General features: G+C 34.3%; 34 protein-coding genes. 33 read left to right on the top strand and 1 reads right to left on the bottom strand.

The genetic code is table 11. The features are described 5' to 3' along the window. The 17 genes from ssb (at window position 1) to BMSHG_RS23520 (ending at window position 10204) form a co-directional block, all read left to right on the top strand. Window positions 1–444, top strand: coding sequence for a single-stranded DNA-binding protein (ssb, locus tag BMSHG_RS23605; protein WP_026073600.1), 444 nt, complete (start codon window positions 1–3; stop codon window positions 442–444). Window positions 445–577: 133 nt separating this feature from the next. After that, window positions 578–1327, top strand: a complete 750-nt coding sequence (locus BMSHG_RS23600) for a PD-(D/E)XK nuclease family protein (protein ID WP_019156931.1) — start codon at window positions 578–580, stop codon at window positions 1325–1327. Further along, entirely contained in the window at window positions 1327–1716 is a 390-nt protein-coding gene (locus BMSHG_RS23595; protein WP_019156930.1) for a hypothetical protein, read from the top strand. The genes BMSHG_RS23600 and BMSHG_RS23595 overlap by 1 nt, the downstream gene beginning before the upstream one ends. Before the next feature lie 80 nt (window positions 1717–1796). After that, complete coding sequence (locus BMSHG_RS23590) at window positions 1797–2060, top strand: hypothetical protein (RefSeq protein WP_019156929.1); 264 nt, start codon at window positions 1797–1799, stop codon at window positions 2058–2060. A 16-nt stretch (window positions 2061–2076) separates the two neighbouring features. Further along, window positions 2077–2448, top strand: a complete 372-nt coding sequence (locus BMSHG_RS23585) for a hypothetical protein (protein WP_019156928.1) — start codon at window positions 2077–2079, stop codon at window positions 2446–2448. A gap of 87 nt (window positions 2449–2535) precedes the next feature. Beyond that, the gene (radC, locus tag BMSHG_RS23580) at window positions 2536–3204 is read left to right on the top strand and encodes a RadC family protein (protein WP_019156927.1); all 669 of its coding nucleotides are present in this window, start codon (window positions 2536–2538) and stop codon (window positions 3202–3204) included. Beyond that, window positions 3204–3386 carry a hypothetical protein gene (locus BMSHG_RS23575; protein ID WP_019156926.1) on the top strand — a complete coding sequence of 61 codons (183 nt, stop codon included), beginning with the start codon at window positions 3204–3206 and terminating at the stop codon, window positions 3384–3386. The genes radC and BMSHG_RS23575 overlap by 1 nt, the downstream gene beginning before the upstream one ends. Before the next feature lie 136 nt (window positions 3387–3522). Beyond that, window positions 3523–3837: a hypothetical protein gene (locus BMSHG_RS23570; protein WP_148347033.1), complete on the top strand. Its 315-nt coding sequence runs from the start codon at window positions 3523–3525 to the stop codon at window positions 3835–3837. An 18-nt stretch (window positions 3838–3855) separates the two neighbouring features. Beyond that, on the top strand, window positions 3856–4320 hold the full coding sequence (locus BMSHG_RS23565) for a DUF4258 domain-containing protein (protein WP_019156924.1): 465 nt from the start codon (window positions 3856–3858) through the stop codon (window positions 4318–4320). Next, a complete protein-coding gene (locus BMSHG_RS23560; protein ID WP_019156923.1) occupies window positions 4313–4681 on the top strand; it encodes a hypothetical protein in 369 nt (122 codons plus the stop codon). The genes BMSHG_RS23565 and BMSHG_RS23560 overlap by 8 nt, the downstream gene beginning before the upstream one ends. Before the next feature lie 106 nt (window positions 4682–4787). Next, complete coding sequence (dnaN, locus tag BMSHG_RS23555) at window positions 4788–5918, top strand: DNA polymerase III subunit beta (protein WP_019156922.1); 1131 nt, start codon at window positions 4788–4790, stop codon at window positions 5916–5918. A 16-nt stretch (window positions 5919–5934) separates the two neighbouring features. Next, on the top strand, window positions 5935–6519 hold the full coding sequence (locus BMSHG_RS26865; RefSeq protein ID WP_019156921.1) for a hypothetical protein: 585 nt from the start codon (window positions 5935–5937) through the stop codon (window positions 6517–6519). 181 nt (window positions 6520–6700) lie between these two features. Then, window positions 6701–7828, top strand: a complete 1128-nt coding sequence (locus tag BMSHG_RS27275) for a helix-turn-helix domain-containing protein (protein WP_019156920.1) — start codon at window positions 6701–6703, stop codon at window positions 7826–7828. A 37-nt stretch (window positions 7829–7865) separates the two neighbouring features. After that, the gene (locus BMSHG_RS23535) at window positions 7866–8591 is read left to right on the top strand and encodes a hypothetical protein (protein WP_019156919.1); all 726 of its coding nucleotides are present in this window, start codon (window positions 7866–7868) and stop codon (window positions 8589–8591) included. 40 nt (window positions 8592–8631) lie between these two features. Then, complete coding sequence (locus BMSHG_RS23530; protein WP_019156918.1) at window positions 8632–8820, top strand: hypothetical protein; 189 nt, start codon at window positions 8632–8634, stop codon at window positions 8818–8820. A gap of 150 nt (window positions 8821–8970) precedes the next feature. Beyond that, complete coding sequence (locus BMSHG_RS23525) at window positions 8971–10032, top strand: GAF domain-containing protein (RefSeq protein ID WP_019156917.1); 1062 nt, start codon at window positions 8971–8973, stop codon at window positions 10030–10032. Beyond that, window positions 10004–10204 carry a hypothetical protein gene (locus BMSHG_RS23520; protein WP_019156916.1) on the top strand — a complete coding sequence of 67 codons (201 nt, stop codon included), beginning with the start codon at window positions 10004–10006 and terminating at the stop codon, window positions 10202–10204. Before BMSHG_RS23525 ends, BMSHG_RS23520 begins: the two co-directional genes overlap by 29 nt. Before the next feature lie 45 nt (window positions 10205–10249). Here the strand turns inward: BMSHG_RS23520 and BMSHG_RS23515 are convergent, their stop codons facing one another. Further along, the gene (locus BMSHG_RS23515) at window positions 10250–11275 is read right to left on the bottom strand and encodes a coiled-coil domain-containing protein (RefSeq protein WP_019156915.1); all 1026 of its coding nucleotides are present in this window, start codon (window positions 11273–11275) and stop codon (window positions 10250–10252) included. Window positions 11276–11596: 321 nt separating this feature from the next. On the opposite strand from BMSHG_RS23515, the gene BMSHG_RS23510 reads away from it, so the two are divergent. The 16 genes from BMSHG_RS23510 to BMSHG_RS23435 all read left to right on the top strand — a co-directional run bounded on the left by BMSHG_RS23510 (window position 11597) and on the right by BMSHG_RS23435 (window position 24425). Then, window positions 11597–11965 (top strand): hypothetical protein, encoded by a 369-nt coding sequence (locus BMSHG_RS23510; RefSeq protein WP_019156914.1) that lies wholly within the window; start codon window positions 11597–11599, stop codon window positions 11963–11965. Window positions 11966–12024: 59 nt separating this feature from the next. After that, window positions 12025–12972, top strand: a complete 948-nt coding sequence (locus BMSHG_RS23505; RefSeq protein WP_019156913.1) for a DUF6744 family protein — start codon at window positions 12025–12027, stop codon at window positions 12970–12972. 24 nt (window positions 12973–12996) lie between these two features. Further along, window positions 12997–14112, top strand: a complete 1116-nt coding sequence (locus BMSHG_RS23500) for an AAA family ATPase (RefSeq protein ID WP_019156912.1) — start codon at window positions 12997–12999, stop codon at window positions 14110–14112. Window positions 14113–14124: 12 nt separating this feature from the next. Beyond that, complete coding sequence (locus tag BMSHG_RS23495) at window positions 14125–15675, top strand: vWA domain-containing protein (RefSeq protein WP_019156911.1); 1551 nt, start codon at window positions 14125–14127, stop codon at window positions 15673–15675. 70 nt (window positions 15676–15745) lie between these two features. Then, window positions 15746–16633 carry a hypothetical protein gene (locus BMSHG_RS23490; protein ID WP_019156910.1) on the top strand — a complete coding sequence of 296 codons (888 nt, stop codon included), beginning with the start codon at window positions 15746–15748 and terminating at the stop codon, window positions 16631–16633. 25 nt (window positions 16634–16658) lie between these two features. Beyond that, window positions 16659–16964, top strand: coding sequence for a DUF2325 domain-containing protein (locus BMSHG_RS23485; RefSeq protein WP_019156909.1), 306 nt, complete (start codon window positions 16659–16661; stop codon window positions 16962–16964). Window positions 16965–16993: 29 nt separating this feature from the next. After that, entirely contained in the window at window positions 16994–17263 is a 270-nt protein-coding gene (locus tag BMSHG_RS23480) for a hypothetical protein (RefSeq protein ID WP_019156908.1), read from the top strand. 17 nt (window positions 17264–17280) lie between these two features. Then, a complete protein-coding gene (locus BMSHG_RS23475) occupies window positions 17281–18333 on the top strand; it encodes a DUF6094 domain-containing protein (protein ID WP_019156907.1) in 1053 nt (350 codons plus the stop codon). 26 nt (window positions 18334–18359) lie between these two features. Continuing rightward, the gene (locus BMSHG_RS23470; RefSeq protein WP_019156906.1) at window positions 18360–18656 is read left to right on the top strand and encodes a hypothetical protein; all 297 of its coding nucleotides are present in this window, start codon (window positions 18360–18362) and stop codon (window positions 18654–18656) included. Between the two features lie 44 nt (window positions 18657–18700). After that, on the top strand, window positions 18701–18913 hold the full coding sequence (locus BMSHG_RS23465; RefSeq protein WP_019156905.1) for a hypothetical protein: 213 nt from the start codon (window positions 18701–18703) through the stop codon (window positions 18911–18913). Between the two features lie 152 nt (window positions 18914–19065). Beyond that, window positions 19066–22350, top strand: coding sequence for a helicase-related protein (locus BMSHG_RS23460; protein WP_019156904.1), 3285 nt, complete (start codon window positions 19066–19068; stop codon window positions 22348–22350). Between the two features lie 73 nt (window positions 22351–22423). Further along, window positions 22424–22669 carry a hypothetical protein gene (locus tag BMSHG_RS23455; RefSeq protein WP_019156903.1) on the top strand — a complete coding sequence of 82 codons (246 nt, stop codon included), beginning with the start codon at window positions 22424–22426 and terminating at the stop codon, window positions 22667–22669. Window positions 22670–22680: 11 nt separating this feature from the next. After that, window positions 22681–23073, top strand: a complete 393-nt coding sequence (locus tag BMSHG_RS23450; RefSeq protein WP_019156902.1) for a hypothetical protein — start codon at window positions 22681–22683, stop codon at window positions 23071–23073. Next, entirely contained in the window at window positions 23070–23288 is a 219-nt protein-coding gene (locus BMSHG_RS23445) for a hypothetical protein (protein ID WP_019156901.1), read from the top strand. Before BMSHG_RS23450 ends, BMSHG_RS23445 begins: the two co-directional genes overlap by 4 nt. Before the next feature lie 80 nt (window positions 23289–23368). Then, the gene (locus BMSHG_RS26855; protein ID WP_019156900.1) at window positions 23369–24028 is read left to right on the top strand and encodes a hypothetical protein; all 660 of its coding nucleotides are present in this window, start codon (window positions 23369–23371) and stop codon (window positions 24026–24028) included. Window positions 24029–24044: 16 nt separating this feature from the next. Further along, window positions 24045–24425: a hypothetical protein gene (locus BMSHG_RS23435; protein ID WP_019156899.1), complete on the top strand. Its 381-nt coding sequence runs from the start codon at window positions 24045–24047 to the stop codon at window positions 24423–24425. The last annotated feature ends 48 nt before the right edge of the window (window positions 24426–24473 follow it).

The following is a 24473-nucleotide window of genomic DNA, read 5'->3' as shown; positions in this document are numbered from 1 at the left end:
ATGATGAATCGTGTAGTTCTCGTTGGACGATTAACGAAAGATCCTGAGTTGAGATATACACCAAACGGTGTGCCTGTTGCTACATTTACTCTTGCTGTAAACAGAAATTTTTCTAATCAGCAGGGGGAACGAGAAGCAGATTTCATTAACTGTGTCATTTGGCGTCGTCCTGCAGAGAATGTAGCCAATTTCTTGAAAAAAGGAAGCCTTGCGGGTGTTGATGGTCGTATACAAACACGCAATTACGAAGGACAAGATGGTAAACGTGTCTTTGTTACCGAAGTAATTTGTGATAGTGTTCAATTTCTAGAACCTAAAAACGCTAATAATAATGGAAATAGTACTAGCAACAGAAATGGAAATCAAGGCTCTTTCCGAATAGATGAAGATCCTTTTGCTGGTGGAGGAAATATTGATATCAGTGATGACGAACTACCGTTCTGACAACCATTATAGTATGTGAATCAAAAATATAAGCAGGCTAAATAAACGAAAAGAGTATTTTAAATTCAACTGAATTGTAAAATGCTCTTTTTTTATTTCTAAAAATTCTCCTCTAAAAGAAAGGAGGAAATAAATGGCTCAGATGGTATATTCCTTCTCTCGTCTAACTCTTTATGAAGAATGTCCATATCGTTTTTATTTACGGTATATTGCGGAGGAGTTTGAACCTACGACTTTACCATTAGCATTCGGAAAGGCTATTCATAAAGCCATTGAGTTAATTCTTACTGGCTCTAATTTAGATGAAGCCTTATTAATAGCTGATATGGAAAGTGAATTAGTTCTAGATCATGCTGAATTAAGAGCGTTGGTTGAGAAAGCTCCTATTCAAAAAGGTGAAGGATTGAAAGAAGGAGTGGAAGTAGAAAAATACTTCAAACTACCTCTTTCTGATGACCCAAACGCACCATTTATACAGGGTTATATTGATTTGGTCAGAGAAATATTTGGTACGGTTGAATTTCTTGATTGGAAGTCCAATCGTGTTAAATATAAACCTGCTGATACAAAACAATTATCTCTATATGCCTGGGCATTATCAGAACTATTCAAAACAGAGAATATTGTCGGGGATCTCTTCTTTTTACGCTACTTCAAAAGAGCGAGAGAAAGACAGACCTTTACGATTTCAGATATGGAAAATGCAAGAGCATGGGCTGAAAAAACAGCAACAGAAATCGAGGATAAATTGGAGTTAATGGATAAAGGGGAACCAATTGAAACACTCTTCCCTTTTAAACCAAATCCTCATTGTAAACACTGTTCTTTTGCAGCGAACTGCTTACTAAAAAATGAAAATTATATCATTGGAGGGATTATTTAATGACCAACGCAACTGAAAATAAAAAGATATCACTTTCTAATCCAAAAGATATGACTTTAGAGGATGCTCAAGCTCTAGCTGAAAAGATTGCTTATCTTGATGCTGGACTTAAAAAAATGAAAGAGCATTTAAAACTATATGTTGAATTGAATGGAGCTGTTGAAGCTGGGGATGTTGTTTGGGACAAATTTCCTTCCCAATCGTACAAATGGGCAACCGAAGCAAAACGTTCATTTGCTGAAATGATTGCAATAGAAGGAAAGAATCCTTGGGAGTATCTTAGTTTTACAGCAAGCGACCAAAAAAAATTGGGTTGGGGTGAAAATGTTATTTCTCAATATGCAGAGGTGAGAATTAATCACTCATTTAAAAGTAAAAAGAAAGATTAATTCATTCTAAACAAACGAAGGGAGGAAGCTCTAGCAACATCAAGGGCTTTGCCCAATGTTACGTTAGAGTGACTAAAAATATGGAGAAGATCAAATCTAGCAACAACAACCTTTCTTATTTAGGACGTAAACTACAAGGTTATTTCAATGCAAAGAAGAGTGAGTTTTTGCAAGCTTTAAAACAGCGTGGAACATTCATGGAATGTTGCGATACTTGCGGTTTTATCTATGCATTAACAATTTCTGCTTTCAGTGAACAAATAACTTTAACCATTGGCTTAAAGAATGGGGAAATTACCATTCATGAAATGGTACGTCAAAATGTTCAAAGTAAAGCAAGCTAAATAGGAGGGTTAACATATGTTGATGCGATTACTACCTAAAAAGAAAGCAAAGGTTTTTACAAATTTACTATTTGACATTCCCGTTCATCATCACTACTACATGAAATATAACAAATTGCGTGTAGGCTCTTGTATACCGCATAAGGACATCGAGGAAATATACGGTAGAACAAACATGTTAAATACAAATTTGCTTTATGGGAGAACAGGACAATTTCTATTTGTTGCTAGAGGCGAAGAAATGATCAATCACATTCTCAAGCATGGGAGTGTACCAGTCTATCGTCACCCTGCGATATTAATTCAATTTCCTTTGAACTCTGATAATCTATTAAAAAAACGTGTTCAGTATTTTAGAAAACACGATGAAAAGTTAATTAGTTTCTAAAAAAATAAAATCTATTTTCCCCTCAAAATCGAGGTGGCACATTCTGACTGCCACTTCGGTAGTCGAGTGTGGAAAGGAGATATATAAATGAGCGTTCAATTATCTATAAATAGTGAGCAAAAGTCATTTTTAGAGATTGCTAGAGAAAAGATTTCATACTACGGCGAGCAACAAACAGGAATTGCAGAAGCATTAGCGTTAATCATCGGGAAATCAGCCGATTCAAAATCCTGTCATAAAATTTCTTCTTTATCAGTAAGAGAAATATTGAACCTTACGGAAGTAGAAATTGTAAATATGGGATTTTCTAAATCAATGGCAGAACGATTATTCGCTAGTATTCTATTTGCTAAAAAACTAAATGGAATGAGCCTTCCAGATGATACAGTCATTAGATCCCCTGAGGATGCTGCCAATGCCTTAATGTATACAAAGTTTTTCGAACAAGAAGTTTTTATTGTCGTAGCTCTTGATACTAAAAATAAGGTAATCGGCAAAAGTGAAGTATTTAAAGGAAGTTTAAATGCAAGCATCGTTCACCCGCGCGAGGTGTATCGCTTTGCTATACAAAAAGGAGCTGCCTCAATTTTGGTTTGTCATAACCATCCTAGTGGGTCTCCGTCTCCGAGTAGAGAAGATATTGATGTCTCAAAAAGATTAGCCGAAGTCGGAAAATACGTAGGCATCGAATTGTTGGATAGTCTTATTATTGGTGATAATCAATTCGTCTCTCTCAAAGAAAAGGGGTATTTATAATGAATACTCCTTGTAGAAAGTTTTATCAGTCTATGCTGTCCAAAGGAGGGAAAAATGCGTATATTGCATTACTTGTTTTGGCAGCCATTGAAAGAAATGAAAAAGAATTACTGAAGAAAGCGAACCTATCTTTTATTCAGTCAAATTTGCAGGATACTAATCAACAAAATCAAGCGAGTTAGTCTAAGACTACTCGCTTGATTTTTTAGGAGGGTTTTGAATGGATTGGGAATCAATTATTGCAGAAGTAAACGAACTCATAAAAAAGATCGACTTTCCATTTTAATGCAAAAAAAATCATTCGTGGGAGTGGGATGGATGCTTGTGAAGATTAAAGGAACATTTATCGAAACAACGGATTCTGAGTTACACCAATATATTGTTTCAGCAACTCATGAAGTAGCAGGAAACTGTATATATGGAATATATGAAGCTCACAAAGATTCCATTGTTTTAGTTGATTTCGAGAGATTCACTAATATCATTTGGATGTATCAAAAAAATGGTGTTGCTCTATTAATGGATCTACCTAAAAAAGAAAATCGAGGGTTTCGTTGTGATTTTTACAATTTCATAGGTCACAAGAGTACTATTTCATGGCCTGGCAAAGAGGAAGGAGCTTTACCGTTTTAAAAATAGGGAGGGATTACATTGGCTTGTCCAGTAGAAAATATACCTTGTTCTTGCTGTTCTGAAAAAGCTTCAAAACATGCTAGAATGGTGGAAAATAGTTTAAATAAGTATGAAACATACTTTGAATCTTTCCAAGATGCTTTTGAAGAAGGGGATGCAGAGGTTTTTATGACCAACCATGAAAGTAAGAGAGAGGTGTATCGAGCTTTTTCTCGTACTAATGTTTTAAACGCAATACAAAATGGTTGGGCAATAGAGTGCTACTTTAAAGGGAATGGAATCATTCAGTTTACAATTCTGTATCATTTACAAGTAGCACCTAAAACATATAGACCGATGCATGTATGCTGTTCATTAGATAGCAAAACAAATAAGCTTTATATCATAACAGTATACGATCCACGTTCTCATGATTGGAAATGGTCAAAAAATCTTGATAAAAGGGTCTGTTTTTGTGATAAGGAGGATTATTCTCATGAATAAAAGAGAGATTGATTTTAAAACAACAGAGACATTACAGTCTGCTGAAATTAAAGCTGCCTTGTATGCTGGAGGAAATCTATCAAAATTGGTTCGTAATGCAGTCGCAACCTATACAGAAGGGTTCCCTTATGAAACGGTTAATAGGGTGCTTGAATTGAACGTAATGGGATACAAAATTTCAGTTCAGAATGTACCTCATTTCCTCATACAAGAGACAGTAAACGAAAATATAGTTCTTTCATCAACACTAGAAAGAATTATAGAACAAAGGATCAAAACAGCAATAGCTGAATCTGAGTTTATACCAAAGGAAATCAGTACAGATTTTGAAGATTTCCTTGTGCCAGATTTTAAGCTTTAACTAAATGCTGTATCAAAAAGCTTTTCTTCGATTAAAAGAAGAAAGGCTTTTTTATTTAAAAATAAATGAACGTTTAAATAACTAAAACTAAGGGAGAGAAGAAATTATGAAAATTTCAGTTCAAAAAGAAACTATGGTAACTGCAATCAATCAAGTGTCTAAGGCAGTTTCAGCAAGGACGACTTTACCAATTCTAACTGGAATCAAATTGACTTCAACTGACAAAGGCATTGAATTGACTGGTAGTGATGGGGACATTTCTATCACTACATTCATTCCTTGTGAAATGAACGGAGATACATTAGTCGAAGTAGAGAAGGATGGTTCGATTGTTCTTCAAGGTAAATTCTTTAGTGACATTATTAAAAAGTTGCCAAAGGACGATCTGCAGATCAATGTGGATAATTTGGTTTCAACCATCAAAAGCGGAAAGTCTAAATTTACCCTTAATGGATTAGACTCTGAGGAATATCCTCGCTTACCTGTCATTGATGATGAAAACACGATTACACTATCTGCTAGAAAGTTAAAAGAACTCATCCATCAGACCGTTTTTGCGGTATCTACAAGCGAATCTCGCCCTGTTCTTACTGGTGTTCAATGGAAAGTAGATTCAGACGTATTGATCGCTACAGCAACCGATAGTCACCGATTATCAAGAAGAGAAGTAGCCATAAAAGGACTAAATGAACCTGTGAGTGTCGTTGTTCCAGGTAAATCTCTTGTTGAGTTAAATAAGGTTCTAGAGGACACTGACGAAGAGGTAGACATTATCCTAGAAGAAACTCAAATTATTTTCCGTTATAGATATTTAACATTCTACACTCGTTTGCTGGAAGGGAATTACCCTGATACATCTAGACTTATTCCTACCCAATCTAAGACAGTATTGATCTTAAATAAAGCGGAATATTCAGAATCTCTAAGTAGAGCTAGCGTTCTACTAGCCAGTTCAAAAAACAAAGTAGTTAAAATGACAATAAATAAGGATAACATGTTTATTGATTTAACTGCTAAAGCACCCGAAATAGGGGAAGTGAAGGATGAATTGCTTGCAATATCACTAGAAGGAGACGATCTCGAACTCTCATATAGTGCTAAGTATATGTTAGATGCACTAAAAACAATGGGGAATGAAATTGAGATTGAATTCAATGGTGCTATGCGGCCATTCGTTATACGCGAAAAAGGGAAATCAGATTTATTGCAAATCGTTTTACCTGTGAGAACTTACTAAAAAGGGGAGAGATACTTTGAAAAATATACTTAATAAGGATAATTTAGAAGCGATTCGACTTTATGCGATTGATAGAATATACGGTATTTCATTTGAGGATAGATACAACAAAGAGGTTAGTATCGTCAAAAATGAAAATACAATAAATCTATTAATTAATCAAAAACAGGAGCTAAATACATGGGGGCAAGGTGATATAAAAGTGTGTTTTAATTCTGCAACGAACCTCGTTTCATTTGAAGTAAAAGAAATTGACGGTGAGAATTGGGGGAAAAGTTGGTATGAATCTTATGGGAAAACTATAACTATCTCAGAACTTTTATCAATCACTGAATCTATAGCCCAAAAGTTGCTTCTATACAACCTTAAAAAAGAAAATGAAAAATTAAAAAAAGAAAACGAAAACCTTAAAAAAGATAACTCTTCTTTAAAGGCAAAAAATCAAGAACTAATAAATCAAATTTCTGAAATTGTATCAAGTTATAGCAACCATATAGAAATAGTCAAAAAAATAACAAAAAAACGCTATTTTATACCGTTATTATCTAAACTCAAGAGTTACTTATATCGTAATCAACGTAACCTTGCCAAACGGCCCTAAAACAATAAAAAATACTAATGGTATGCAAGTTCATCATATAGCTTTATTAACAGTAAAGCTGATTTGTTGCAACTTATTTTACCTGTAAGAACTCACCAAAAAGTTGGAAGCCCTCAGGAGACTTTTTCAGTCATGATGGGCTTCTTTTCAAAAAATAAAGCTAAAGGGAGAGATAATTAAAATGGGAAACAACGCAGGATATAACCTTGTTGGACAAACCTTTGAAAAACTAACGGTTTTAAAGGATACAGGTAAAAGAGATCCTAAAAAAGGGAAAATCTGGTTGTGTTTATGTGAGTGTAGCAATAAAACAGAAGCCTCAACTATACACCTACGATCTGGCAATAAAAAAAGCTGTGGTTGCTTGATTAAGGAGAGAAACAAACAAAAAAAGCTGTCAAAAAGTCCAGAAAGAAAAAAAGAGATTCTCTCATCCCCAAAAATACAGATACCTAAAGAACTTGAAAATATTCCATCCGCAATAGTAGAAAATGGATTATTCCAAGTCTTTAAGAATGGTAGGATATTCAGGATAAATAAAAAAGGAAAAATTGAATGCAAATTTAATAAAATTAATGGATATAAAACAGTTAGCACAACCATTAATGGACAACAACGATACTTTTATGTTCACAAATTATTAGCGAAAGCATTTATTCCTAACCCTGAAAATAAACGTCTGGTTATTTTTAAAGATAGTAATAAAAACAATCTTTCCTTGAAAAATTTACAATGGGCAACGTCTTCAGAAGCATTGAGTCTTTTGTATAAAAAAAATTTGACAGGGCTAGAGGCAAAAGGTGTCAATTGCTTAGAATGCGGTCAAAAAACAATTGCCACTGATCAAATTTGTCCCTCTTGTAAAAAAGAAAAAAAACAAGAAAAAAATCGCCAAAAAACAATCGAAAACAGACAACGTACTGTATCACTTTTAGATGATTATTTACACTTATTGACATCTAAACAAAGAAAGATTGTTAAGTTAAGAAAAACAGGAAAAAGCTTAGGAGAAATAGCTAGTATTCTTAAAGTTTCAAGACAAGCTGTTGATTCTTCTATTAAAAATAGTAAGAGAAAAGTTGAGAAATTAACTAATAAAATAGATTCTACTAAACAATCTATGGATATTAGAACAATTCGTAAAAAACATGGATTAACTCAAAATGATATGGCTGATTTGTTAGGAATAACCATATCTACTTATAGTAGAAAAGAAAAAGAGATTAGTCGTTTCACAATAGAGGAAGGAATAAAGATTGCTTCTCTGTTTGGTGAAACTATAGAAGATTTATTCTCAAAGAAACGTTAAAGGGAAAGATGAAACGACAGAAAGGGTGTTTGATGGTATGAAAGAAAATGTAGTTGTATTTAGTGAGGATGAAAAGGCAGTCTTATTAAAAGCGTTGAAAGATATTCATTTTGCAAACGGACAATTACATGAATGGGTTAAGAAAGAATCTTTAACAGAAGAAATGGCTAAGACTCTCCCTTCGTTAATTGAAAATTATTTTAGTGAAGCAGCAAAAGTATTAAATTATAAATCTCATTTACTAGAAGAAAAAGAAGAACGTTATGTGGAAATCAGGAGAGCAAATCAAAGGATTCGTGAGCTAGAGGAAAAGCTAGGTTCTAGTAGAACGATTGATGGATTAGGTGAGCAACTCGAATTTCTTAGAGATAAAGTAAGCAAGTGGTGGAATACAGAGGGCTTCAATCATGTCAGTGAAGAGAGATTTACTCCTTACGGTAACTTAAGATTGGAATTTTGTTTTATGTTAGATCATTACGGAATGTACAGCAAAACTCCTGTTTCTGATAAAAGAAATCGTGAAGAACATATTCAGCATTTAAGAGATATGGGTTTTGATTTTGCTGATTTCGAAAAGTCTCGTAGCGAAAAACTAGATTTGATTGACAATCAAAACAACCGTACTTTATTAACTAAAATGTTAAAGAATCGATTCCCTTCTTTAGAGATCCATAAGTGGGATAACAGGAGTAGCCATTCTAATCGAGATATTTTTGTTATCTGGCATGTAGATGCAATCATACGCGATTTGGCGGATATTTAATGCACACCACGAACATATTGCGAACAAAGGAGTGATTAAGGTGGAAATCAAAAAAACTAAAGGGAAAATTGAATGTTGTGAATGTGCAAGTGAAAAAGAAGGGTATAAAATTTCCTATTTTTACGGAACGACTTTTGTTTGTAATGAGTGTATTGTGAAGTTATCTAATTCTCTTACTGAAATAGTTAGCAAAATTAGTTTTGAAAAGGATTTGTCGAAAGTTGAATAATGTCGCAATACGATGAAAATGGACATTAATTTTGGAGAGCAGGATAAACAATAGATTTCAACAAATAAAGTATGTAATATAGGAGCTGACTATCTTGTGAGCTCCTATATTTACGTAGTTGAAATGTTTATTAAAAAGGAGGTTAATAGAATGAATACTAATTTAGAACAAAACCAATCAGAGTTAGAATCAGAAGACATTTTAAATATACCAAAATACTCGATAGGGAAATGGATAGGTTGTTATGCTTTATCTCTTACATTAGTCCTGGTAATCATATTTGGACTAACAGAGGGAATTGTTAGAAGTGTTAAAGCTTTAACTAGCATTGAAAATATTTCTGCCATGAAAATCATTACATTCGTTTCAGTGATTTACTTCATTTTTAGGATTACTAAAAACTTGGGGGATCATTGGAGATCTAATGAAAATGTTGAAATCGGAACTTCTGTAACAGGCTTTCCTAATATTTTCTACGATGCAAAATTTCAAAAAGGACCTTTAAGATTACAAAGAGAATATCAAAGACTTTATTCTGAATATAGAAAAGTAAGATTAAATCTTGAATATTCTCGTAATCTTGTTAAAGATCTAAGCGAACATATCAATAATTATGTAACAAAATTAAGAGTATTGCTACGTCATAACGATAATGCAAATAGGCTGATACGTTCATATAATTACTTAAATAAAGAACAGCCCGAGCAACTTTATAAAAAGATGTTAAAAGAAATATTATCTGAGTGCGTTACAATTCTTGAAAAAGACCAAGCTGATAAATCAATCTCTCTTTTTAAAGTTAATGGAGATAAACTAGAAATTGCAGAATCGATTAGAATTAATGCTGAATCTGTAACCAAACGATTTTTCGAAATAAATCAAGGGTTCGCCGGACATATATGGAGTATTAGTGAAGCAGAAATTGTAAATAATGTAGATGTAGAAAATGATGAACGCTTCAACGATTTTCATATTCCAACTACTCCTATTGGCTCTATTCTAGGATTTCCTTTAAAAGTAGATGACCAAATAGTAGGGGTCTTGTGTTTACAATCCGAAGCCGAAGAAGGATTTAGTAATTCAGACCTAAGAACTGTGGAATTCTATGCGAGATTATGTACGATGGTTATTATGTATGATACAATAAATTTAGAAATAGACGCTAATAAAGGGGGCGATCCAAATGGCTATAAAAACAAACGTAAAAGTTAAAAAGACAGGATATGAGGATATCGATAATCTCTTAATTCAAACACATACTCTTTTAGCAGAAGGAGAACGTTTGAACAAAGATATTGATAATACTTTAAAGTATAAACCTGTCAGCCCATTTGCCTCTAGAAAAGCTCGCACTATAGCTAGATTTCGTGCATACTCAAAATAAGATATTAAAAAAGGAGTAACTTTTAGTTACTCCTTTTTTTGATGCCTATTTCTTTTTGTTCAGTTCTTCTAGTTCCTTTTTTAAACGATCGTTTTCACTTAACAATCGTTTTCTTTCTTCGAATAACTGCATATGTTCCCTTGATAATTGACTATTATCCTCACGTAATTTATCAATTCTTTCATATAAGGTACGATTCTCATCTCGATATTCTGACAAGGAATCATTTAGTTCCTTGCGTACTTTGCTCTCTGTGTCCACTATTGCAGTTTTAACCTCCACATCATGCTTGGCAATCAAGTTACTCATTTCAGACTGATGCTTGTCCTTATAGTATTCAAGGCGTTCTTTTAATTTGTCCACGTTATCCTTGTGTCCAGTTACTTCTCTTTCCAATTTTTCCTTTTCTTCCTTGATCGGTTCAAATTGCTTTATATCATTGAGTAAATCAACAATTTGCTTGTTAAGATTATTCTTTTCCTCTTCAAAAGAAGATTTAAGGCTAGAAATATTATTCTCTAAGTCAGTAATTTTTATTTCTTTATCAAAGATCCTTTGGTCCTTTTCTTTAATAATGCTCTCTTTATCAGCAATCTTGTCCCTTAAATCATTTTGTAATTCTGTTAATTCATTTTCCTTAACATGGAGTTCATCACTTAAAGATTGAATAGTATTTTTAGCATTTTTTAGACTACCTTGTAAATTCTTAATATCATCTAAAATTGTATCTTTTTCCCGTAACCAATTATCCTTCTCTACAGTTATGTGTTTCATCTGATTCATAAAGATGAACATAATGCTGTCAGTAGCTTCTCTTAATCGCCTTACATCTGAATCAAAGTTTCTACGCATTTCATTTGATAATCCAGATGAATGTTCAAGTATTTTATTCTTCTGCACATCAGCAGCAATCACATTAAAAAACTCTTTAGGAGATAAATTCATTTCTTTCATGGTGTCTTTAAAGAAGGAAATAACCTTCTTAGACATTCTATAAGAGATCGGTTCCGTTGAATCATCATCACTAAAAATGATTCTATTCATTTCCTCTCGCATTTCCTCATCAGACAAGTGATTTTCTTCCTTGCTATCACTACTTTTTTTCCTTTTAGAACATCATCCTTTTCCTCATTATTCACGACAAAACACACCCTTTTCAATTTTTCATCTTCTCATATATCACCATTATACCCTTTAAAGTCCAAAGTGTATACACATATTTTAATATGTATACGTCTTAATGCATTGTGTATACTATATGTATTTATTAAATACTTAATTATATACTTGAATATCTTGTTTATCGGTGGTAGAATATGGATATAACTTAATTATAAATGGTCATTTAAAAGTACACTCAAAAGAATTTTCAAATAACAGGAGGGAACAAGGATGAAAAGAAATCTAGTTATTGATACTGAAGTTTTTTTTGCTTATAATGTAGATATAGCTTTATTTAAATTTCCTAGTCCTTGTACTTTCCTTTATCCTTTTGGATATATGCTGAATGAAGTTGGACAGAAGGGTTGCGAAAGCTCCTTCGTAAAAAACCATTCTTTGGATGGTGCGTCTTTCATTTTCCCTTGTTTTAAACATGCTGGAAGAAAGACAACTCTAGCCCAAAAGCTAGAAGAAAAGACTGTGCAAGTTTTTAGTGTACAGAAGAAATTAATAGGATTTGGCAATGCAATCGTCAAGGCGTACAATTATGTAGGTCTTTTTTGCGTTGTCCCAAAAGAGCAGATTTGTTCATTTTCATGAACTCATAATCTGTTCTTTTTTTGTGTAAAAAAAAACAAAAAGGGAGAGTGTTCTAAAAAATGACAATGGATTTAGCAAATGTTGCAGCAGTCGAAAACGGTTCTAAGGAGCAAATTATTGGTCATCTTTGTTGGTACTCTATCGGTGAAGATCATTATGATCGAAATGAATTAAGGAAAAAACTTCTACAAAATGGATTTACTGAAGAGGATCTACCTAATGAAATTCGTACAAGTGATGCTTTCCGTAGAGCTACAAAAGATATTGAGACCAAGAGAGTCGAGACGAACCAAGAGGGAGTTTACAAAAATTACATTGTTCGGAATGTTTGTGCGAACGAGCAGTTTATTCAACGAAACATTGTTGAAGAAACTGTGGATTCAAAAGGACAAAAATTATCTTATAAAGAGAATGAAGTCATTTTACTCTTTAATAAGAATAACGAACAAATATCAATGGGTATTGTGAATCCAGGCACTATGGCAGAAGAACTCGGTGAAGAAGCCTGTAAGTTATTCGAAATTTATAAGACTTGTCATAATGGACAAGCAGTTCGATACATGGCTAATGACATTTTAAAAACAATGTCACCTACTCCTGTTCGGCCAAGCGGTGGTGTTTACTTTATTCCTGCTAAGCATGAGAACAAATTGCGTAGATTGGTAAACCTTCTAAACTCTTTATCAAAAGGGGAAGCGTTTTTGATTCCGTTAATTAAAACGGATGAAAACCAAGATATGTTACAACGCAAGGTGCTTGAACACTTGGATAGCACCCTAAAAAGTTGTCAAGAACTTGCTAAACAAGAAAAAGTTCCTGCTGCACAATTCAAGATGTTAGCCAATGATGCTAAACGAGTATTAAAAGATATGGCTGATTATCGTGAAATAGTAGGAGAGGCACTATCTAAAATGGAAAGCTATCAGACATTGATTCAAGGAGCTATTCAATCCTTACTGGATAAAGCTTCAGAACAACCAGATAGAAGAAAAAAGGAATTCAAATAATCTAAAAAAAGAGAGGGATTTCAAATGAATAATTCAATCCAAAAATTAAACGAATGGGTTAAATATTTGTCTTGTAGATATGTAGAGCGTGAGGAAATAATTAAGGCAATCTTTCTAAGCATTATAGCAAAACAACACTGTTTGCTAGTTGGTCCTCCTGGTACTGGTAAGTCGGCTTTAACAATGGATGTAGCCAAGTCTATTAAGGGCATTGATTACTTCCAATGGTTGTTAGGTCGCTTTACAACTCCAGAAGAACTATTCGGTCCCGTATCCCTTTCTGAATTAGAGAAAGGAGTATACAAACGGAATACAGACCACAAAATGCCTATGGCTCACCTCTCGTTCTTAGATGAAATCTTCAAAGCTAACTCGGCTATTCTAAACGCATTACTAACACTCATAAATGAACGTTTATTTTATAACAATGGTGTTCCAATTAACACACCATTGATTAGCGTTATAGGTGCTAGTAACGAATATCCAGAAGAAGGGGAAGGGCTTGAAGCATTATTTGACCGTTTCTTACTTCGATTTGAAGTAGAATATATCGGGGAAGATAACAACTTTGTAGCTATGTTACAAGGTACTCAAGCAAAAGAACCTTCTGAGAAATTAACTTTAGATGATATTGATGATTTGCAAATGTTTGCAGATATGACGAACGTTCCTCCTGTTGTATTTGATACCCTCACAAAAATTCGTCAAGAATTAAAAGATGAAGGTATTCGACCATCAGACAGACGTTTCAGACAATCTTTATCTATTCTAAAAGCAAATGCTTTATTAGCGGGTAGAAGTGACGTTGAGGTAGAAGATATATTAATTCTAAAAGATGGTCTATGGGAAACTGTTGATCAAATGGATAAAGTACATGAAGTTGTAATAAAGCACGCTCAAGATATTGTGAAAACAATGTTAATAGCTATCGAAAATGAAGCAAAAGAAATCTATGAAGAAGTCAAAAAAGACCAATCATCAGATACTGCTTTAGAGGGTACGAAAAAAATGAAATCATTGCTTATGGAGTTAACAAAGCTATCCAATGAAAACCCTAAGAAAGAAAAAGAGATTCAAGCTGTTCGTAAGAAAGTTGAAACCTCTCAAAAACAAATAGCCGATGCACTATTAGGCTTTTAGGGAGGAACTATTATGAAAGCTCAACGTGAATCTGTTATAAACACTGATAGTTTTGATCGTAGACGTTTTGGGCAAATTCTTGATATGTCTCCACGCTTACAAGAAATCAAACATAAAGGGCAAGAGGTATTACCTACCTTTGGCCCTTTAATGAATGATGTGTGGGCATCTCTTTATAAAATGAAACCTTCTCTTCTCGAAGAGGATGAATATGATAAAGAGTTTCAGACTAATCATAATTTCATGAGTAAAGTCATGGCTGATGAATCATTTACTACTGCTAGGAGTGCAACTCGTTTAGATGATTTGACTTCTGCTCTCGGTACTGTTCGGTTCTCCGAAAAGGTATACGATTGGGTAGAGAAACAAAGACAGGAAAATGAGGAACTCCAAAAAGCATTAGAAGAAGCTATGAAAGCTCAGAAAGAATTGAATAAAGCCCAACAACAACAACAGCAGGCTCAAGAGGATATACAAGATTCTCTTAAAAATGGCGATGACAATCAGCAAAAACAAGCTCAAAAAAAGCAAGAGAAAGCGAATATGAAGGCTGAAAAGGCTCAGCAAAGTTTAGAACAAGCTATGCAGCAAGTTCAACAACAAATGCAAAATTCGCTAAATGAAAATGGACAGCAACTTAGCAAAGCTATTAAAGAAGCTACCAGTGAAACGAATAAAGCAAAAGATGACTTAGTAAATCTTTTGGCAGGTGGAGCTGGTAATGGTGAAGGAGAATTGCAAAAAATTCCTTTACGCAATCAAATTAGCCTTGCTGAAATGCTTTCTAAAAACAGAAAACTTCGTGAAATTGCAGAATGGGCAGGAAGATTTAAAGCTATTGCTCGTAAAAAGCAAAAATCAAAGCATGTTGAAACGATTGACCGTAGTGGAGTGACACTTGGTATTGATGTAGAAAGGCTATTACCTTCCGAATTGGCAGCTTATAAGAATCCAGTAACTAAATTGGACTTTTTAAGACGATATGCGGAACATCAAACCATGATGTATGCCCCCGAAGGAAAAGAAACGTTAGGAAAAGGACCAATTATTCTATGTCTGGACCAATCTAGTTCCATGAGAGGTTTGGATGAACAGAGTAAAGGTTTTACCTTAGCACTCATGATGATTGCTAAGAAACAACGACGTGACTTTGCACTTATTGCTTTTTCTTCTGCTACGAAACAAGAAAATCTCTACTTTGAAAAAGGAAAAATACTTCCTGCTGACTTAGTTAATTTAAGTAAAATGTTTATGGGTGGTGGAACTAATTTTCTTCCTCCTTTAAAACAGGCAGTAAGTATTATCGAAAGAAAAAAAAGGTTTAATAAGTCTGATATTGTCTTTGTAACTGATGGTGATCCTTCCGATAGTTATGGTCTTGAACCATATTGTGGTGAGGATGGTGCATTTACAAAGAGAAAAAGAGAGAAAGGTTTTAATGTCGTAACAGTTCTTATTGGTAATGATGTATCAGAACGTTACGTGAAACCTTTTTCAGACAAAATTGTAAGGGCTGGCGACTTCAATAATGAGAATGTTGCAGATACAGTCTTTACAATCTAAAAAATTGAAGGGAGGAAGTCCTCATTTAAAAAGGGGGACTATCCTCCTTTTTTTTATTTGGGCAAGATATATGGATTTGTTTGACTTCATTGAAACTAAACCAAAAAGCGAAACAGACATTCTAGACCATTTTCAAATTCTTAAGCAAACATTCAAAAATAAAAGGAACATTTGGGGAATTCGTAAGTCTGATTTACCAAATGAGGTAATTCCTTATCTTCTTGATTTTGAGGAAAGAAAATGGATTAAATTCTATTCTGGTGATCGATCGGGTGTGAGTTTAAAACATGACTTACGTGATTGGCACACGCCAGATGAAGCGATTGAATCAATTGTCGAAGAAGCTGAAGAAGCATATCTAAATGGGAATTACCAAAAGGCACTAGGCTGTAGATGGCATCCCCATTTTGAATTTGCAACTAGAGATTTACAATTCCAGTTTTGGGAATTAAACAAAAAAGCTTTTGATAGCTTTGCTCAAAGACTGGTTCAAGAACAAAAAGCTCTTGATTACTTTATGAATAATGAAGAGGTAAGAGGTTCAAAGATTTCCCGATTTTCAGAGAAACTTGAAAAAGCTGTTATTAAAGTAGCTTCAGAAGAAATTAGTTTGATTAAAGACTATAACGAAATGAAGAGTTACTTTGAAAAACACGCTTTTTTCTGTGGATTACCCACACATAGCTATCGCCCAGAAATCAAAGTGATTATACCTACCCGATTGGTATTGGCGGCCTTATGTGAAGCTACGGAACTAAAAGATATTAGTCTGATTCTCACTTATACAGGGGGAACTTGGACTAATTTAAACGGAAATTACACGATTGTTTATCCACCAGGATGGGATTTCTTTAGAGTATTTGAAGAAACCAGTACGCCTGAAGCTATGTCAGTCATAGCGTCTGAAATAGAGAGACTGAATAGATTAAATAATCATAAATCGCAATTAGCGATCTAAAAAAGGAGAAGGGAGGGGATTACTCATGTGTACACTTGCGATTATCGGCGGTTCACAGGAATCCTCTATTAAAAAATATGCCAAGAAACAAGACATTGAAATTTTATTCCATAACGGAAAAATGAGTCAAAGGACATCAAAGTACAGAAGTCTAATAAATAGGGCTGACGTTGTGACTGTAATGGTTGATGCTCTTAATCATAACAGTATGAATACTGCTAGAAGTTTAGCAAAGGAGTTAAACAAGCCTATTGTCTATACAAAGGGTAGAGGAATCTCAATGGCTATCTATATGGCTCTAAATGAATATCACAAAATTAAAAATAAATGAACATTTATTTTTATAAAGGAGAGTTATAAGTGAAAATTTTAATCCAAAAACAACAAGAAATTGATATAGATGTAAAAGATTTGGTAGAACTATCCGTAAAAGATTTCGGGGTATTAGTTGGAACTGTCGAAGCAATTACAACTGATTATATATCGCTTAGAAATCTTGTTGTTACGGAACCAGTCGATGACTCTACATTAATTTTCCAGGGTTCTGTACTTTTCTATATCGAGGAAATTATAGCTATTTCCATCATCGGTGGAACTTGCAATGTCAAACCTCTGAAAATAGCAAACTAAAAAGGAGATGGTTTTATATGGCAAGAATCGAAAGTGAAGCAAAAGGCGGTTTTTATCCTACTTCGACAGAGGAAATGGACTTAATATTAAAACGATTATCCTGTAAAAAAGGAGAATCAATTACACTATTAGATCCTTGTTGCGGAAAAGGTTTAGCACTTAAACAATGGAAAGAAGATATGACAGCTAAAGGGGCTAATCCAACAAGTTACGGAATTGAGATTGAAAAATCTCGTGGAGCTCATGCTGAAAGTATTAATGACCATGTAGCAAAGTGTGGATATGAAGAAACTCGTATGTCTCATGATGCCTTTAGTGCTATGTACCTCAACCCTCCTTTTATGCACATGAATGGGGAACGGATGGAACTAACTTTCTTAAGAGATTTGACTAGCGACTATCTTCAATCGGGAGGAGTTTTGATTTTTAACCTTCCTCAGTACATTTTAAAAGATGTTGCTAAAATCCTTGCTAGTAGGTTTGTAGATATAAAAGTCTACCGATTTACTGACGCTAACTATGATTCATATAAACAAGTTATTGTTTATGGAGTTAGGCGTAGAAAGGGTTTAAGGAGTGAAAAAGAAAGACAATACCAAGTGGCAATAGAAAAAGAGTTATATAATTTCTCTTTTCTTGGGAAAGAAGCACTACCTTCCTTAGATATTGCTGATTGGGATATGAATTTCTATACCATTCCAAAGAACGAAAAACCTGTGGCATTGTTTCAATCAATGAAAGTAGAGGAAGATGATATATTACTTTCTCTACAATCTGCTAATAAGTTTTACGAAAAAGTAGCGGATAAAATCAAAGACTTGAATATTACCACTGGAAAGCAGATAAACCCTGCGATGCCTTTAAAAATCACACACATTGCAACTGCAATAGCTTCAGGAACATTGCCCGAAAATATGGGAGATCACTTACTTGTAGGTGTTTCTAAACGTGTTCAAGAGCAAAAAGTGCAGATTAATCCAAAAAGCGGAAAAGAAGAAGAAGTAACGACTTTTAAACCTAAGTCAATTGTGCGTGTCTTCTCGGAAAAAGGAATTTTCAATCTAAAATAAATTGGGATAAGGAGTGAGTAATTCATATGAACCTTGTTGAAGAAGCTCTAAATAAAATCTCTCAATTAGAAGGTCATACCATCAAAAACGGTGAACAGTTCGACTGCTTACCCATAGTAGATAGTTTATTGGATAAGCGATTGATAACATGGGACACTTATCATTTATTTATAAGTGAAGAAAGGAGCTATGGCTCTATTCCAGGCGTTATAAAGGATGGGGTATTTAGTTTCCCTTTCAAACATGATCAAGATGTTTATATTCCAGAAAACGATATGTATAATGTCCTCTGCAATTTGATAAATTTCATTCTAAAAAAATGATTTGCATAGTCAATACATTCTAAAAACAAGAGAGGGGTATAAAAATGAAACAAACTAATTTCCTATTAGTAATAATAAATGTAGTTTCAGTAATTTCACTGGTAACATTGGCATTAATCTATATCACTCAGCCTGTTAATGCTTTAACGGTCAATCTAGTCGTTAAAAAAATGGCAGGAGCACTATTTATTTTCTTTCTGTTTGGTGCTGTGATAATAAATTTTGCAATCACATTGTGGGATCGCTACCGAAACTAGGTTAATAGATTAGCAATAGAAGTAGAAAATATATCCATAAACTAAACGAATAAATAAAGGAGGGAAGCCCTCTCGCATTAAGCTATATCTGATGCAGAGGGTAATCCCTCTACCATCTATATAGTTTAATGTTTTTTAATGGGCGTTTATAGATGGCAAAAAAGATTCGTGTAACAGAAGATGGTAAGCAATTTGAAGCATTCTTAAAAGTAGCGATGACAACTACAAACGATAAGAACGAAAAAACGCTTATTGGGGTTGCTCTCGCAGGTTCTCTAACATCTTGTCGTGCGGTTCATGCAGCCTTATATCAGCCTTACGTTGAAATCTTTGATGATAGAACTGGAAAGGTGGAGAAGATTCGTTCTAGCCAATCTTTCAGGCGTATCGAAGAAGTAAACGGAAAGGTTTGTCATATGTTTGCAATGCCTAGAATGGCAGTTGGTGAGGACTATCAAGATGCCGTATTGCAAAATTCTAAAACAGATAACCAAGCCATGCCAGAAAGAGTAATTATGACGTGGGAACAAGATATATACGAAGTCGCAGGGCATTTCTTAGCTGAAACCTTTGGACTTCCAAGAAATAAAGAGTGGACTAAACATTATTTATCCATTCTTCCTTTAGATAAATTACAAAAAGTTGATGTTGAAACGACTAATATTGCGGGTGAGTTGCAAAACATAAAAGCATTCGTTATCAAGTCTATGAAAGAGGAAGAAATGCTTGCATATGTTCAAGATGGGATTCAGATGGGGTATCTTCCAACAAAACAAAAAGGAATGGCTATTAATGCTACCTTTAAGGAGAATTGGTCTACTGAAGATTATCTTCGTGCTAATGCTAACTTGCTATTCGCAAAAATCGACACATTCATGAAACCTAAATATGATGGTTCTCATTACTCCAAATATATTGCAGAAACAAATCGTATATGTGTTCCTGCACAAGCTCGTTCAGTAATGGGGTTACTTGGGGTTTTAAAAGAGAAAATTGGAGCGTTTCTCGTTGCTGGTATGGGTACTGGGAAAACTCAAATGAGTTTGACAACTGCTTATATAAAAGCTCGACAACGCGAAGAAAGTGGAGCGAAAGATGGTTTCCGCGCTCTTATTGTTGCACCTTCTAACGTTCTACCTAAGTGGGCAACAAGTGAGATTCCAACAGCATTAGGCACAACTTGTATAGTCGATTCTTCTCAACTATCTAAAATTGATGATTTTCAACAATCGAGAAATCGTAAGGAATATAAGTTATGGACTGAATATAAGAAAGCAAAGAACATCATAACTGTTCTAAACAGTAGTGAGGATGCTCTTGCTTATATCCAACTTATAAAATTAGGTTGGAGAATCCCAAAAGGGAAGATGCACTTCATTTTAGTTTCAACGGACCGAATGAAATTACATTCGTTCGGTTTTGTATTAGGAGCAAAATGGAATCCATACCACTTCCATTGGGTAAGTCCAGAGACTGGTAAACCTTTGCAATCACCAAGAGAAAAAATAGAGGATCGCAAAGCAGGTATTTTAGCTGGATGGAGTGATGTAGTTGAAAAACCTTCTAATCCTCCTACAATGGCCGAAATACAAGAAGCTCGCAAAAAAGGCATGTTAGATACACATGGATTACCTATTGGCTATGTGAAAAAGTGGAAACCGGAAGTTCGTTCTTTCCAAGACAATTATGAAAATGAAAAAAGCAACCGTAACCTTGCTAGACCTGCTTTAAAGAAGTTTGGCGAAAGTAAATACGGAAATCGTTGGATGATAGCTCAATTGTTCCAACGTATGTTGCCAAAGCACTTTCATATGGGCATATTTGATGAAATTCACCAAATGAAGGCTCAAGGTTCTGGAAGGGGAATGGCGTTCCACAAAATCCTAAAAGCTTGTCGCAAGAGTTTATTTCTCACAGGTACATTAACTAATGGAGCTTCAAGTTCAATTCAAGCTGTTTTATGGAGAGTATTTCCAAAGGAGTTACTTGATTTAGGGTTTACTCATAAAACAACTGTTGAAACATGGGCTCAACGCTATGGTGTCCTTGAGAAGGTGAAAAAAATCAATGATGATAACTTACGTGTTGGTGTTACAACCAATCAAAAGAAAAACGATGTCATCATTAAAGAAAAGCCTGGTATTTCGCCTGATTTGGTCGCTAACCACTTACTTGATAAATCGGTATTCATGGATGTATCTGAACTTCAAGTGCCCATGATTACACTTGAAGAAAAACCGATTGTTGTAACGTTAGATGATGATCATTTTGATGAATATAGAAAGTTTCATACTTCGATGTATAATGCTTGTCAAGCATTACAAAAGGACTTAGGGACAGCAGCATGGAGTAAATTTACTCCTTCTGTCCTAAATTATGCAGACCAACCGACTTTAGGTATGTCCGTAGAATTTAAGGATAAAGATGGAGCTACTTTGAAACACATTACTGCACCTGCCTTTCCTCCAAGCTATGAAACTGCTAAAGAGCGTAAACTCATTGAATTAGTCTTACAACGAATAGCTCAAAATCGTCGAGTGATCATTTATACAAACTTTACCCAAGAATATAGAACCAACCAAAGACTGCAGAAAGTCTTAAAAAACAACGGTGTAGATTCAGTTATTCTTGATGGAAAAGTAAGTGTAGATGCGAGATTTGAATGGTTAGAACAACAGGAGCAAAAAGGGACTCGTGTCATTATCACAAACCAAAGACTTGTTGAGGTTGGTTTAGATTTGTTGGCGTTTCCGACAATTATTTTCTGGCAAATGAATGACGATATTAACACCGTTAGACAAGCGGCCAAGCGTAGTCACAGACTTGGACAGCACAAACATTGTGAAGTGCTTTTCCTAGTTAATGATAAGACTCAGCAAATGGCTCAATTCCAACGATTAATGTCTCGTCGTGTAAGTGCCTTATTAGTTGAAGGAGCGATTGAACGTTCTGATGCCCTTGCGAAGTATGCAGATGTTTCAGCAGGTGCTCTTACAAATGATTTAAGTAAAATGCTTGAATCTAGTGAGATTGCCAACGCTTGGGAACAAGCAGCACAAAAGGACATTGATAGTAATCTTCAAATGGTTACTGAAGAAGAGTTCCAACAAAAGATAACTGAGGCTTTTACTAATCTCACTCAAGAAACAAAAAATCTCTGCGGTTATGTAGAACCAGTCAAAGATACCCTTAACGATGAACTGGAAGCACTTTTTAATAGTGTGGACGACTTTGAACTTGATAGTGTCTTTGCAAACTTCGATAAGATTACTGATGAAGATCTCGCAGCACTCGAAGCTTTTGAATCTACTCAACCAAAAGAGCAAAAAGATGAAGTACCAAAAGTTGAAATGAAGGACATTCCTTCTAAGAAGAGTAAACGCTCATCTAAAGATGATGCTTACGAAGGACTATCTTTATTCGACTTTGCGGTGTAATCGAAAATAAAGGAGGGATTGCCCTAGTAGCAAAATAGGGGGCAGCCCTCTTTTTGCTGTTTAAGGGGAGTTTATGAAAAAAGCTAAACTCATCAATAAACCCAAAAATAAGTATCCGAACCTTTCAAATGGGGAGTCTTTCTTAGTTAGTCAAACAAGATTAGATAAAGGTACTCACGTTTATTTCTATAACCTAGATGGTACTTTCAAAGGCTGTTTACCTGTTGACTGGTTTGAGATTGAGAAAATAGTTATTAACGACAATTCAAAAAATAACGAAAGTGTAGAGCAAGAATTCAAACAGCTCACATTATTCTAGGAGGGTTTCAAATGGAAAAGAAATATGTGATTGAAATAGCTATTCAAGGTAAGCAAATTACTGAAATGAAAGGAGCTTACCTGTTTTCCTTAGATAAAGATGATTTTAATAAAATGGTTCAACTTTGTGACTTGATATCTTCTTTAATGTTTGAAGCTGACTACTGTGTGAATGACTTAATGGGTCTTGATTCAAATGAAATAACCTTAAAGGTATATTCAGAGGATGAAGTTTTATTTGAATCGAATGAAGCCTTTATGGACTACAAGAACAAATATAGAATTGAATCACGCATTAGGAGTGACTTTTCTTTAGTTACTTATGTGAATGACATTAGATATTATGGTCAAATTTACGAAGGTATGCTTGATGATATTTCCGAAAACAGGAGGGAATATCAATGAATATTAATATTAAAACTATGAATAGTCGAGAATTTGGAGTAATCGAAAATGACTCAGAGTTTATATTAATTATTAACGGTGTATTTTTTGGACCATTTGAAACTAATAAACACAATATCCAAATATTAATTGATTTATTATCTGGAAACAAAGTGGATCATAAGCATAAATTCAAACGCTTTAAAGAGAATCCACGTGATAGATTGTATAACTAAATAAGAGATAGGAGGGAAGCCCTCAAAATGACTAACATTTTGGGGGATATTCCTCCAAATGTAGTCATAGGGGCGACAGTATGACTGCGGAAACAAGCATTAGACAAGGATTCACAATACTTGGTTTTTCAAAGAAAGGTTTTTCTTGTTGTTCACATTGGCACATTTGCAATTATGGAAAAAATGGTTGTGCTATTCTTGAAAATGACCAAGAAGCTGCAGATTATTGTCATTGCTATCAAAGAAATAATCAAAAGAAAAAAGAGAAAAGGGCTGAAATAAACGATCTATTCACTGTTATCGATGATAACGATTTAGATTTAATTTTACAGTCATTTGAAACTCATGAAGAAACAGAAAAAAACATAGATAAAAATGCAGAGATAAAAGAGCGTTCCAGACAAATAAATGAAGATCATATAAAAACTCTATCTTCTATGTCTGATTTAGACATTCTTCTATACACTGCAAAAGATTGGGTACGCATGAGCGGTAACAAAAATATTATACATGCTGCCTTAAACAATGGAGATGCAGGCCGAGCCTTTCGTGCATTTAGGAAAATGATAAATGAGTCTGGTACAGGTGGAGGTATGATTGACTATCTTAAGGTTAATAACATCATTCAAATTAAAACTAGAGATGGTCGATTTTTAACACCAACCGAACAAAAACTATGGGAACTTTATCATGATGCATGGAAAGAGGAAAACCAAATCAGTTTATTTAGTTTTCTATAAAAGGGGAGAGGTTCCTGTGTTAAGATTTAATAAAAAAGCTACTCTTAAATTGGGTGAAAAAGTAGAGTGCTATTACAACAATAGAAAAGGAATGATATCCGTTCGTTCAGTGGATATCGAAAATCCTCATTATAATCGTATTGTGGCACACTGTCAGTACATTCATCTTGAGAACGTAGAGCTGCGAGTTAGAAGTGGTCGAAAAATTATAAGAGGGAACTATGTCTCTAATTTGCCGATAATCCCGAATGGTGAACAAATACTTTACTGCGTGGACAATGAGTTTTATACGACACATAATAAAAAAATCACCAGTGCTAAGTATGCTGTTTGTTTTAGAGATATTATCATGGCCGAACAACCCTATCAAAAAGAGTCTTTACAACTATGTAATTAATAAAAATGACACCGTTCTTATTTGAACGGTGTTTCATTTTTTCGAGTT

This window comes from Robertmurraya massiliosenegalensis JC6 (genome assembly GCF_000311725.1).
Taxonomy (GTDB): Bacteria; Bacillota; Bacilli; order Bacillales; family Cytobacillaceae; genus Robertmurraya; species Robertmurraya massiliosenegalensis.
The sequence above is the reverse complement of the archived record's forward strand: the minus strand, read 5'-3'. Positions and strand labels throughout refer to the sequence as shown.